This window comes from Streptococcus azizii, from assembly GCF_001984715.1.
GTDB lineage: Bacteria > Bacillota > Bacilli > Lactobacillales > Streptococcaceae > Streptococcus > Streptococcus azizii.
This window is the reverse complement of record NZ_MSPR01000003.1, coordinates 146698-158796: the sequence shown is the minus strand read 5'-3', so window position 1 is coordinate 158796 and position 12099 is coordinate 146698. Positions and strand designations below refer to the sequence as shown.

At 42.1% G+C, this 12099-nt stretch carries 11 protein-coding genes; all 11 read right to left on the bottom strand.

Features of this window, described 5'->3' with window-relative positions; translation table 11 throughout:
* Positions 1–411: 411 nt before the first annotated feature.
* The 11 genes from BVE84_RS03020 to ccdA2 all read right to left on the bottom strand — a co-directional run bounded on the left by BVE84_RS03020 (position 412) and on the right by ccdA2 (position 11466).
* Complete coding sequence (locus tag BVE84_RS03020; protein ID WP_076995611.1) at positions 412–618, bottom strand: hypothetical protein; 207 nt, start codon at positions 616–618, stop codon at positions 412–414.
* Between the two features lie 281 nt (positions 619–899).
* Complete coding sequence (gene pcrA / locus BVE84_RS03015; RefSeq protein ID WP_076995610.1) at positions 900–3176, bottom strand: DNA helicase PcrA; 2277 nt, start codon at positions 3174–3176, stop codon at positions 900–902.
* Between the two features lie 196 nt (positions 3177–3372).
* Positions 3373–4743 carry a H2O-forming NADH oxidase gene (nox, locus tag BVE84_RS03010; RefSeq protein ID WP_076995609.1) on the bottom strand — a complete coding sequence of 457 codons (1371 nt, stop codon included), beginning with the start codon at positions 4741–4743 and terminating at the stop codon, positions 3373–3375.
* Positions 4744–5043: 300 nt separating this feature from the next.
* Positions 5044–5373 (bottom strand): hypothetical protein, encoded by a 330-nt coding sequence (locus BVE84_RS03005; protein ID WP_076995608.1) that lies wholly within the window; start codon positions 5371–5373, stop codon positions 5044–5046.
* On the bottom strand, positions 5370–5543 hold the full coding sequence (locus BVE84_RS10840; protein WP_158071996.1) for a hypothetical protein: 174 nt from the start codon (positions 5541–5543) through the stop codon (positions 5370–5372). Before BVE84_RS10840 ends, BVE84_RS03005 begins: the two co-directional genes overlap by 4 nt.
* Positions 5544–5687: 144 nt before the next feature.
* Positions 5688–5924: a CsbD family protein gene (locus BVE84_RS03000; RefSeq protein WP_076995607.1), complete on the bottom strand. Its 237-nt coding sequence runs from the start codon at positions 5922–5924 to the stop codon at positions 5688–5690.
* A 117-nt stretch (positions 5925–6041) separates the two neighbouring features.
* Positions 6042–7736, bottom strand: a complete 1695-nt coding sequence (locus BVE84_RS02995; protein WP_076995606.1) for a cache domain-containing sensor histidine kinase — start codon at positions 7734–7736, stop codon at positions 6042–6044.
* Positions 7733–8467: a response regulator transcription factor gene (locus tag BVE84_RS02990; protein ID WP_076995605.1), complete on the bottom strand. Its 735-nt coding sequence runs from the start codon at positions 8465–8467 to the stop codon at positions 7733–7735. Before BVE84_RS02990 ends, BVE84_RS02995 begins: the two co-directional genes overlap by 4 nt.
* Before the next feature lie 512 nt (positions 8468–8979).
* A complete protein-coding gene (msrB, locus tag BVE84_RS02985) occupies positions 8980–10098 on the bottom strand; it encodes a peptide-methionine (R)-S-oxide reductase MsrB (RefSeq protein ID WP_076995604.1) in 1119 nt (372 codons plus the stop codon).
* 10 nt (positions 10099–10108) lie between these two features.
* The gene (locus tag BVE84_RS02980; RefSeq protein ID WP_076995603.1) at positions 10109–10729 is read right to left on the bottom strand and encodes a redoxin family protein; all 621 of its coding nucleotides are present in this window, start codon (positions 10727–10729) and stop codon (positions 10109–10111) included.
* 29 nt (positions 10730–10758) lie between these two features.
* Positions 10759–11466, bottom strand: coding sequence for a thiol-disulfide oxidoreductase-associated membrane protein CcdA2 (ccdA2, locus tag BVE84_RS02975; protein WP_076995602.1), 708 nt, complete (start codon positions 11464–11466; stop codon positions 10759–10761).
* Between the last annotated feature and the right edge of the window lie 633 nt (positions 11467–12099).

Below are 12099 nucleotides of genomic sequence, written 5' to 3'. Positions count from 1 at the left end.
TTTATGGGTATTGAATGATTCGTCAATCCAATTTTAAACCTAAAGCACTCTATTAAAAAAAGCGCCTAGAAACCTTTCTAAGCGTTAGACTGAAGAAAAAGTTTATTTTCTTCAAAACGATTATGTTATTATGATACTTTACTTAGGTAGCACGGACGGCAGCAACTCCCTACGGGATTTCATGCCTAGATTTTGAGTCTGAGTCTCAAAATCTCCGAACACCAGAAACATAACGTTTCTGGTGTTTTTTGCTACGGCGTAAAGTAGCGGTTATGAGCTCGCTTCGCTCGCCTTTTCACGAAGAGATAAGAGCACTGATACTATCCTTCGATATTGACATTGACAAATTTTCTCAGAGATACTTTGTCTACAACCTGGCGCCTAGAAACCTTTCTAAGCGTTTTTTACCGTCTAAGAATTAAATCCCAATAATAGGATAAAAAAGGTAAGATAGAGCAAGGGGGCAAGAAGGAGCAGGTAACCCAATAAGAAAATGGTCTTGATTATTTTTGATAGATCGATACGATGAAAAGATTGGATAAAACTGATCCCCAGCAATAGATAGATAACTAGAATAACGACACTAATGAGACGTAGACTAACAAGATAATGAAACATGAAAATTTCCTTTCCATTGAACGGGAGGTCCTATCCACTCTTTTTTAAATACTATTCTATGAAACGTAAAAGGTCACTAGCTCACCTATCATTGAACCCGAGCCAAGAACTCAGAAAGCGCGTTTACATCTCATTGGCTGCAAGACAAGCTCTGTCGATTCCCTATTTTTCTTTACATTTTTTGACATTCTCGTATCTTGATACTCATTACTTCCATAGTTCCATGAGACTATAGAAAGTGGACATAGGGCTTGTGAGAGCAAGTGACCACCGATAGAGTATCAGTCCTCCTTTTCAATCGGTGCAAGACTAGCCAAGAGTTTTTTTAACCCCAGCTCTGGAAAAGTGATTTTCAGCTCTTGACCACTACCGCTACCAGTAACTTCAAGGACAGTTCCCCGCCCCCATTTACGGTGAAGGGCTATATCTCCCACCCTCCAATCTACTTGTGTCCTAGTGCTTGAGGTTGCTGTTCCAAAGGGTAGCTCCTCTCCTAGACTAAGAGGTTGAATCTGAGACTTACGGGACTGAATAGCCTGCTGCAAACTCATGCCTTGACCGAACTTGCTCGTCTGTCCATTGACATAAGAAGCCTTAAATGCTGTATTAGCCGGTCTTGCCAATCCTTGATAATCCAATAAATTACTTGATATTTCTCGGATAAAGCGACTCGGTTGGTTATAGTTGCTCCTCCCAAATAACAGGCGCGAGTTGGCATTGGTGAGATAAAGCTGCTGTTCTGCACGGGTAATCCCAACATAAGCAAGGCGTCGTTCCTCTTCCAGTTCATCCTCATCTTCCGATGCTCGACTGAGCGGAAAGACATTTTCTTCCATACCGATGAGAAAGACTACCGGAAACTCAAGTCCCTTAGCCGCGTGCAAAGTCATCAAGGTTACAGCGGAATTCTCTCGGTTACCATCATCCGTATCTGCAATCAGGGCCAAGTCATTGAGGAAACGGCTCAAGGTTTCTAAGCCCGTCTCTCCTTCCACTGCATTTTCTTCGTCAAAATGTTTGGTCACAGAAAGAAACTCCTGCAGGTTTTCCATACGCGCATTGGCTTCCAAGGTCGCCTGGACCGTCAAAGACTCCATATAGCCTGTCTTAGCCAAGACCCTTTCTACCAAGTCTGTAATAGAGAGCTTATCCAATTCTTCCCGCAGTTGGTAGAGTAGAGAGGACAGATCAAAGACAGCCTGGGCAGCCTTGCCTTTGACACCTGAAAGCATGATGTGCTGACTCGCTTCTAGTAAGGACAGCTCCTGCATTTGGGCAAAGTCACGGATTTTGGTCACCGTGCCTGGCCCTACCCCACGCTTAGGCTCATTGACAATTCGTTCAAAGGATAGATTATCCGCTGGGTTTGCAATCACATTGAGATAGGCTATAATATCACGAATTTCCTTCCGGCTGTAGAACTTCGTTCCTCCAACCATAGTGTAGGGAATATTCGCCTTTAAAAGGGCTTCTTCAATCGTCCTTGATTGAGCATTGGTCCGATACAGTACCGCCACATCACCATAGGCGTAATCTGATCGAATAAGTGCAGCAATCTGGCTCGCAACATAGATGGATTCATCCTGCTCGTCATGCGCACGATAATAGATAATCCGATCTCCTTCGTCATTTTGCGTCCAAAGATTTTTGGGACGACGGTTACGGTTGTTTTGAATCACATCATTGGCTGCCTGCAAAACGGTCTTAGTCGAGCGGTAATTTTCTTCCAATAGCACAACCTTACTATCAGGATAGTCCTTTTCAAAGTCAAGGATATTCTGCATATCCGCTCCACGCCATCCATAGATAGACTGATCAGCATCCCCCACGACACAGATATGTTTAAAACGTGAGGCAAGGAGCTTCACCAGCTGATACTGGGCGTGATTGGTATCTTGATATTCGTCAACATGGATATATTGAAATTTCTGCTGGTAATAGGTCAGTACATCTGGATTCTGATCAAACAAGCGTAGGGTGAGCATAATTAAATCATCAAAGTCCACCGCCTCACTCATGCGCAATTCCTTCTGGTAGGCTGTATAGCACTTAGCCACAATCTGTGTGTAGAGATCCCCTGCTTGACGTTCGTAGGCTACTTCATCAATCAAATCATTTTTAGCATTGGAAATGGTACTTAAAATAGAGCGCTCACTCCACTTTTTCGGATCCAGATTCAAATTTTTCAAAATCCGTTTCATCAAGGTTCGTTGCTCGCTCGGATCTACAATCGTAAAATTGCGATTATAGCCGATATGGTCAGCATCTCGGCGCAAAATCCGCACACACATAGAGTGGAAGGTTGCAATCAAGCAATCCTGAGTGGCAGGATTCAGTGCAAAGACCCGCTCTTTCATCTCCCTTGCTGCTTTATTGGTAAAGGTAATGGCTAAAATATTCCAAGGGTTGACCAGTTTTTCATCAATCAAATAGGCAATCCGATGGGTCAAGACACGGGTCTTACCAGACCCTGCCCCGGCCATAATCAACAAAGGTCCTTCTGTTGTTTGAACAGCTTCCGCCTGCTTGTCATTCATTCCATTTAACAAAGGATTCATCTTCTCTCCTATCCTCTTATCGTTTATCAGTTGTCATTGATGATGTCTTATACTCTTTAAAAATCCAGGCACAAGGACAAACTGCTTTTTCATTTTCCAAGAACTTTCCTTTCTTCATTATACCAAAAATACGGCAAATGAAAAAGCCTAGTAAAAGAACTGGAGGATGGTCCAGTTCTTTTATAGACTCTTTTACCTATTCTGCACCCAAGGCTGCCATTGTGATGTAGTTGTATGGCTTGTTGAAGTGTGGCAAGAAGAAGATATCAAGGAGCGCTAGGCGTTCGATTGTCACTTTTTCTTGAATTGCTAATGAGAACATGTGGATTCCCATAGACATGTCTTCTTTAGAAGCCATCTGTGCTCCAAGAACGACACGTGTATCTTTGTCATAAACAATTTTAAGCGTTACTGGGAAGTTATCATGCTCGATAAATTCTGGTTTTTGGTTATCTGTGAACTCAGTGACAACAGCGTTGTAGCCAAAGCGTTTTGCTTTTTCAAGCGTCAAACCTGTTGAAACCATCTTAAGATCATAGATAGAAATACCATTTGAACCTTGCACACCGATGGACTCTAGCTCTGTTCCACATACATTGTGAGCGGCTACGATACCTGAGCGGACCGCATTTGTTGCAAGCGCGATATAGTTTGTATCACCGATTGAGTTATCATAAACAGTCGCACAGTCACCGATGGCATAAACATCTTTCATGCTGGTTTCTTGTTTTTTATTCACAAGGAAGGCACCATTGCGGAAGAGTTCCAGTTTGCCATCGCCAAGACCGGTATTAGGACGGAAGCCAACTGCTAGGATAACCATATCGACATCAAATGTTTCCTTGTCTGTTACGATACGTTCTACCTTGCCGTCACCCTCGATTGCCTGTACGGTTTGACCAAAGGCCAATTTGATTCCGTGATCTTCAAGATTTTTGCTCATCATATCCGTCAAATCGCGGTCATAGTAACCAGCCAAGCAAGTATCTACCACATCGATTAGGATAACTTCTTTTCCTTTCCGTTCAAAGGCCTCTGCAAGCTCTACCCCGATGTAACCAGCACCAACAACTGCTACCCGCTTGATGTCTTCATCTTTTAATTTTTCAATCACATCTGCTGAATTTTGGTACAATTTAACAAATTGAAGATTTTTAAGAGTCGCTTCAAATTCACGTGACCCTTCTTTGATGGCTGCACCCTTAATCGGTGGCAAGATTGGTTGAGAACCTGTTGCAAAAATCAATTTATCATACGATTCAACGTGCTTACTTCCATCTTCTAAAAGAACGTGAACTTCTTTTTTATCATAGTCTACTGATTCAACTGGTGAATTCATGTATACTTTGGCACCAAGGCTTTCTAATTGCTCCTTATCAGAGTAGAACAAGCCTTCTGGACCAGAGATTTGCTCACCAATCCATAGCGCCATTCCGCATCCAAGGAAAGAAATATTTGAGTTTTGGTCAAATACAACAATCTCGTTATCAGCACCATAGTTTGTTAACATAGTTTTGATACAAGCGGTACCTGCGTGGTTTGCACCAACAACAACGATTTTAGACATAAGTACATCTCACTTTCCTAAAAAATATTTTTTTACAGTTTATATTATACTAAAAATTGGTACCGATTACAAAAATTATGCTCATTATTTATCAGATTTTTTAAGCCTTTAAACGCTATAAACATCAATGTCTGAATAGATAAGGAAAAGCAAAGGTCGCTGCATATAGTTGAACACTCGTTCTAGCTTGGCTAAAGGGAGCAAGCTGAAAATCTCCAGTGGCGGTTTTTATTCATCAAGATACGAGGGCGTTTGACACGAGTGGCACGCGTTTCATTTCCAACCTTCAACAGTCTATTCCTAGACTGTTGACACGAGTTCACTCGTTTCATTTCCAACCTTCAACAGTCTATTCCTAGACTGGGTGACACGAGTTCCACGCGTTCTATTTCCTACCTTCAACAGTCTATTCCTAGACTGGTTGACACGAGTTCCACTCGTTTTATTTCCAACCTTCAACAGTCTATTCCTAGACTGGTTGACACGAGTTCCACTCGTTTTATTTCCAACCTTCAACAGTCTATTCCTAGACTGGGTGACACGAGTTCCACTCGTTTTATTTCCAACCTTCAACAGTCTATTCCTAGACTGGGTGACACGAGTTCCACTCGTTTCATTTCCAACCTTCAACAGTCTATTCCTAGACTGGTGACACGAGTGGCACTCGTTTTATTTCCAACCTTCAACAGTCTATCCCTAGACTGGGTGACACGAGTGGCACGCGTTTCATTTCCAACCTTCAACAGTCTATTCCTAGACTGGGTGACACGAGTTCCACTCGTTTTATTTCCAACCTTCAACAGTCTATTCCTAGACTGTTGAAGCACCTCCTATACAAAATAAACATCGCTTACCATGCAAGTTTTTCAATCCTTGCTTTAAGCGATGTTCTTCTCCTAAGAGCTTTGCTCCTACTCTGTAAAAATCAGAATGACCGTTACAAATTATTTACCAAAAACCTTTTTGATACCTTCAGTAGCACCTTCTACGGCATCTTTTGCTTCCTCTGCAAGCCCTTTTGCTGTATCCGTTGCCTCGTCTGCTAACTCTTTTGCCTTACCAGCTGTTTTTTCGACCAAGCCTTCCACTTCCATTTTCTTATCTCCGACTAGTTTTCCAGCAGTTTCTTTCAAACCACCTGCAACTTGATTGAATGTTGCTGACAATTTTTCTTCTGACATAGGGATATCCTCCTTTTATTTTATAGTTATTATAATAACATAATCTTTACGGCTACTCAAGTATTCTGCTTACAGCCAATAGATTATGGACACTTTATAGCAAAGTGTCCATAATCTTTATTTTTGAGGTAAAAAAAGCGAAATAACTGTATGACCCATCTGTTTAGAGTCAATATTCATATGATAGGCTGCTCCAAATTGTAATCGCAAACGCTGATCTACATTTTTAAGACCGACACCTCCCAATTTGACCAAAAGATTTTCCGTTGTATCTTGAGCTATAAAGCCACGACCATTATCATAGATGGATACAATGAGGAATCCTTTTTCTTCCTTTACAGACACGCGCACCAGTCCCTGACCCTTTATCTCCTTAATGCCATGGTAGATAGCATTTTCAACCAAGGGTTGTAAGACCAGTTTGGGAAGCTGAAAATCATCAAATCGGGCATCTTCCTCAATTTCATAAGCCAACTTATCACCATAACGCTGTTTTTGGATAAAGAGATATTGACGCACATGGTCAAGCTCGTCTTTGAGAGTAATTTGCTCATTCCCCTGATTGAGTGCCAGACGGAAATATCGGGCAAGAGACTTGGTCGTTTCAACTACTTTTTCGCTATGATTAAACTCCGCCATCCAGACAATGGTATCTAAGGTATTATACAGAAAATGGGGATTGATTTGGCTAGAGAGGGCTGCTAGTTCATATTTACGAACATTTTGCTCCTCTTCTTTAACGGCCCGCATCAACTTATCCACTTGATCCAGCATGCGATTAAATTGTTGGGCCAAATCAACCAATTCAGGCGCCCCTTGCTCACTAGCCCTTAGGTCTGCCTGCCCATCTCCAATCGCTAAAATGGTCTGCTGCAAATTGCGTAACGGTTTGAGCCAATGGCGCAAGATACACCAAATCCCCAAGAGACAAATACTCAGGGCAAGGAGACCTGTTCCTATCAGTGACATCAGTATCTGCTGCTGTAGTTGGGACAGTTTCTCCATAGAAGCAACTCCTATCATTAACCAGTCGCTCTGTGGAATCTGATACTGATAAACATAGGAACCATCAGCACTCACATACCCATTTTGAATCAACATATACGGCTCCAAAGCCTGCATTTCCTGTTTGGAAGAATAGACGCTCTTTTCGGGGTGATACACAAATGCATGCTGACTATTGATGATAAAGGTAAAGCCCTTTTCACCTAACTGTAGACTGTCTAAATAACACGACAGGGTATCATAAGCAATATCCAGACGGATAACACCGAGATTCGCACCACGACCATCCACCACCTCCTGAGTGATTGATACGACCCACTTGTCACTGGATTCAGACAAATGCTGGCGAGCTGGAGTCAAGATGGGCATGGCATGTTCCTGAATAGCTGCTTGATACCAAGCCTCTTTCATCATATCACCAGAAGTTTTCATACTAATTGCTTCATCTGTTGCCACCAGATGACCTGATTTGGTGACCAAGACTGCTGATACCAGATCGCGGTCTGTTGATAAAATCGTATCTAGTAATCCTCTAAGAGACGCTTCGTTGTCAGAACTAGCATCTTCGGCATAGGCTCTAACTACTTCATTGGTAGCTAGACCCGTTGTCGTTTCCTTTAGTTTTTCTAGATAAGCCTGCACAAACCGTCCACTTTGCGAGATTGTATCTTGCGTACTTTGCTCGGTCGTTTCTCTGATGAGCCTTGAGCTAGTCTGGTAGTATACTGCACCGACACTCCCTAGAAGCAGCAACATCATGACCACAACATAAACGACTAATTGGACAAAAAGAGAATAGCGCTTCATCCCTGCTCCCCTTTTTTAAATTGTCGCGGGCTCACTCCCACAATCTGCTTAAACCGTTGCGAAAAATAATTCATATCGTCAAATCCGACCCGCTCTGCTATTTCATAAATTTTCAAATCCGTCGTCAATAGTAGTAATTTGGCTTTTTTCATTCGCTCCTGAATCAGATAGTCTTGAAAGGGCATGCCTAGTTCCTTTTTCAATACTACACTGAGGTGCGAAGGGCTGAAGCCTAGATCCTGTGCCAAGGTTTTGAGAGACAGATTCTGTTCTGTTAATCGCTCTTGGATTAGTAGAGCGAGACTAGAGGACTCACTTTGTTGCACTAAATCACTAATCTGCCGACGCTTTTCCTCCTGTTCGAGCTTACTCTTGACCTTGGTCAGCATCGCTTCCACATCCACCTTAGAAAAGGGCTTCAACAGATAATCGTCCGCTCCTAATTTAAGTGCGGAAAGAGCATATTCAAAATCATCGTAGCCCGTCAAAAAGACAATATGGGTCATAGGATAATGTTCCCTGACCAACTGTGCTAGTCGAATACCGTTCATACAGGGCATATTGATATCCGTTAGCAAGATATCTACCGGATCCTTCTGAAATAATTCCCAAGCCTCCACCCCATTTTCAGCCTCTGCAAGGACTTCCATATCTAATTGCTTAAAATCAATCAAGGAGGCAATCCCTCGCCGGACAAGGTACTCATCTTCTACAATCATCATTTTATACATACGATTCTCCTCCCCTTATCTGCTCTTTCTAATCTCTCTTCGAGCTACAAAGGCCGTATAAAACGTCTCTTCATTCAATCGACAAACAAGGCGAATAACTCCGCCTTGTACTGATTATGTTAGCTAGAAAACAGGCATTCTCCCAACATCAAAGTCTGGTATAGTCGTTTAGTTTATACCTAAAGGTAGCCACAGCTGTAATTGACTAAATCTGAAACAGCTGCGTCTCTTTTATTGCTTCGACGAGTGAAAAGCTCCCGTGGAGGTTTTCAGCCTGCCACCTTTCATTAAAAAAGTGGTCGTTTGAAACTCCGTTTCCCTATTTCCAACCTTGCCCACTTCGCTCTCAAATTTCTAGGCTCAGGCTGAAACAGTTCACCGAACTCCTGTGGTCACTTTCGTGTTTCTAGGTGACCAGTTGAAACAGTTCACCGAACTGTTTCAATCTCCCAGATTATTGGAACTCGCTTTGCCGTATTCTAATCCCAGCAGTATGTGATAGTGGACAAATCTTACACATACTCTAAGAGATAGCCGTATCCTTTGCTTTCCATCTCTGCTTTTGGAATAAAGCGAATGGAGAGGCTATTGATACAATAGCGAAGTCCTCCTTTATCCTTGGGACCATCTGTAAAGACATGTCCCAAATGAGAATCACCCACTCTACTTCTCACCTCTGTTCGTACCATATTAAAGCTCCTATCCTCTTTATAGGTTGCCACATCTGGACTAATCGGCTTTGAGAAGCTAGGCCACCCGCAACCAGAATCATACTTATCTCTGGAAGAAAAGAGGGGTTCACCCGTTACAATATCTACATAGATTCCATCCTCAAATTGGTCCCAATAGCGATTGGAGAAAGCACGTTCTGTATCGTTCTGTTGCGTTACGGCATACTCTTGCGCGGTCAGCTTCTTCTTGATTTCTTCATCACTTGGTTTGTGGTATAAGCCTTCATCAATGACAGGATAGCTAGCTTGATTGACATTGATATGGCAGTAACCATTCGGATTTTTCTTGAGATAGTCTTGATGGTAGTCCTCTGCCTCTACAAAGTTTTGTAAGGGGCCTTTTTCAACAGCAAGTGCCTGTTCCAATTTCTTGGCTTGTTCCGCAAAAACTTCATCAATGACAGGTGAATCTTCCTTTTCAGTATAGTAAACTCCTGTGCGATATTGGCTACCACGGTCATTTCCCTGCTTATTCACACTGGTGGGGTCTATGATGCGGAAATAATGAAGTAAGATTTCACGTAGGGATATCTGATTCTTGTCATAGGTCACTTTCACCGTTTCAGCATGACCGGTTTGACCAATCAATTCATACTTGGTGGTATTCCCTTTTCCATTGGCATAACCAGACACAGCTTCGGTTACACCTGAGACCCGTGAGAAGTATTCTTCCACACCCCAGAAACAACCGCCCGCAAGATAAATGTCTCTCAGTTCTTTGTTCATATTGTCTTTTTCAGCCTTTCTTTTCACTTCATTCCGTTTACTCATTGTGACCTCCTTAATGTGAGAGGTAGAGGGTGCTGAGGAAGTCATCAACAATCGATTTCCCACTGCAAAAGCAATCACCACAAGTAATACCCCACCAAGTACAAGAAATAGTTTGAACTTATCTTCCATACCCTACCCCCTACTTGATTTCTGTTAGCTTCTCTTCAATACTGGTCTTGTCCATAAAGCCTGGATGCATTCCTACCAAGACTCCATCACTGCCGATAAAGGCTGAGCTTGGATAGGCACGGACACCGTATTCTTGCAATAATTTTCCACTTGGATCAAGGAGGACTGGTAGGTGTTTGTACCCAAGTCCATTATACCATTTTTTGAAGTCTTCTGTAGACTTTTCCCCCATGTGTCCTGGCGAGACAACCGTCAAAATAACATAATCCTTACCTTCTGTTTGACTCGCAAGCTCCTCTGTATCATGCAGGGTAGAAAGGCAGATGGAACACCACGAAGCCCAGAATTTCAAGTAGACCTTCTTTCCCTTAAAATCAGAGAGCTTATAGGTCTTTCCGTCCACAGCTTCTAAATTAAAATCAGGCGCTAGTTTTCCATCGTTCATTGTCTTACCTTCCTCCTTTTTCATACCATTTGTCTGCTCAGCCTGCTGGCTATCCGACATCTTCTTATCTTTTTCCATCATTGAGCTAGTAGCTGTCTTTTTTCCAAGGTCTCCTTTTGGAGATGAGCAGGCTGCTAACAGTCCTACTGAAAGGAAACTAGCAAGTAGTAACGTTTTGGTTTTCATTGGCTTTTACCTCCTAAATGATACATCTTTTATCCAAATAATTGAGCAAGAATATTTAGATTTCCTAGCATGAGCAATATCCCCATTACAATGATAAGGACGCCACCAATTTTTTTCAAAATCCCCATGTACGGTTTGAGTTTATTGAAAGAGCGTAGAACAAAGGATGAAGCTAGTGCGAGCAGTAAAAAAGGGAGAGCGAGTCCTACTGTGTAGAGCAACATGAAGAAAGCACCTTTCCAAGCACCAACTCCTCCAGATGCCGCAACTGCAAGCACTGAACTAAGAATTGGCCCGACGCAGGGAGTCCAACCAAAACTAAAAGTCAAACCGAGTAAGAAAGCATTGTAAATATCATTTCGTTTTTTATTCTGTTTGAACAAAATACTTTTTTGCTTTTGTAGTCGCGTAATGGTAATCACATCCATTTGATGGATTCCCAAAACGATGACGATGCTTCCTAGAATGTAGCGAAACCAATCGGTATAGAGAACATGCCCGAGAAAACCGGCCCCGTATCCTAGAGTAACAAAGACCACGGAAAGCCCTGCAACGAAGCTGAGAGTCTTTATCATTCCATACCAAGCAATCTCAACTCCTAACCATCTTATCGTTCTAGTTTCATCTGAATCCAACAAAACCCCGACATAAACTGGCAAGAGCGGCAGGATACAGGGAGAAAAAAAGGACAGCAAACCTGCTAGAAATAGCGATAATAAAAATATAATTGAGCTCATTTCATCACTCCTTTACTTTTGTAGCTTTAGTATACCCGTCTTTGAACCCAAAAACTAGAGAATTTGATGTGAAAAAACTTGAATTTCATCAGAATCTGATTCATTCTACAGTAGATTGAAACAAAATTAGGACACTTGCTTGCTATAGAGTTCAATAAGACTATAGTCGATGTCTATATTGTCTCAGTATTTATCCTACTCTTGTTTCAATTTACTAGAGAAACGCACCCTATCATCATAAAAACGAATGATTCCTAGATAGGCAATCTTTGCCTTGACTAGCATCATTCGTTTTGATTGATTTACATATAAACGACTGGACTGTTCCAACAAACAGATCAACAAGGCTTCGTTTTGGGGAGAGAACTCCCTTCCTTAGATAGGTTAATCCATTCTAGCCCCAACTCCACCGACGGTGGAGACAGCAACTACTAGCACACACTACTTATACTCAATAAAAATCAAAAGTAGACTAGGAAACGAAGGCGAAGGTAGAACTCTGTTCCACCCTATTTCAAGGGAACAGGCTGAAAACCTCCACTGGAGCTTTTCACTCACCGAGACGAGTTGACAACGTATCCTTTTGATTTTTAAAGAGTATTAGAAATAAATACCAGATTGAGACCAGTCTTG

Coding starts and splice junctions, on each gene's coding strand:
- BVE84_RS03020 (WP_076995611.1), bottom strand. CDS start 618: ATGTTTCATTATCTTGTTAGTCTACGTCTCATTAGTGTCGTTATTCTA.
- msrB (WP_076995604.1), bottom strand. CDS start 10,098: ATGGAAGATAAGTTCAAACTATTTCTTGTACTTGGTGGGGTATTACTT.
- ccdA2 (WP_076995602.1), bottom strand. CDS start 11,466: ATGAGCTCAATTATATTTTTATTATCGCTATTTCTAGCAGGTTTGCTG.
- BVE84_RS03000 (WP_076995607.1), bottom strand. CDS start 5,924: ATGTCAGAAGAAAAATTGTCAGCAACATTCAATCAAGTTGCAGGTGGT.
- pcrA (WP_076995610.1), bottom strand. CDS start 3,176: ATGAATCCTTTGTTAAATGGAATGAATGACAAGCAGGCGGAAGCTGTT.
- BVE84_RS02980 (WP_076995603.1), bottom strand. CDS start 10,729: ATGAAAACCAAAACGTTACTACTTGCTAGTTTCCTTTCAGTAGGACTG.
- BVE84_RS02995 (WP_076995606.1), bottom strand. CDS start 7,736: ATGAAGCGCTATTCTCTTTTTGTCCAATTAGTCGTTTATGTTGTGGTC.
- BVE84_RS02990 (WP_076995605.1), bottom strand. CDS start 8,467: ATGTATAAAATGATGATTGTAGAAGATGAGTACCTTGTCCGGCGAGGG.
- nox (WP_076995609.1), bottom strand. CDS start 4,743: ATGTCTAAAATCGTTGTTGTTGGTGCAAACCACGCAGGTACCGCTTGT.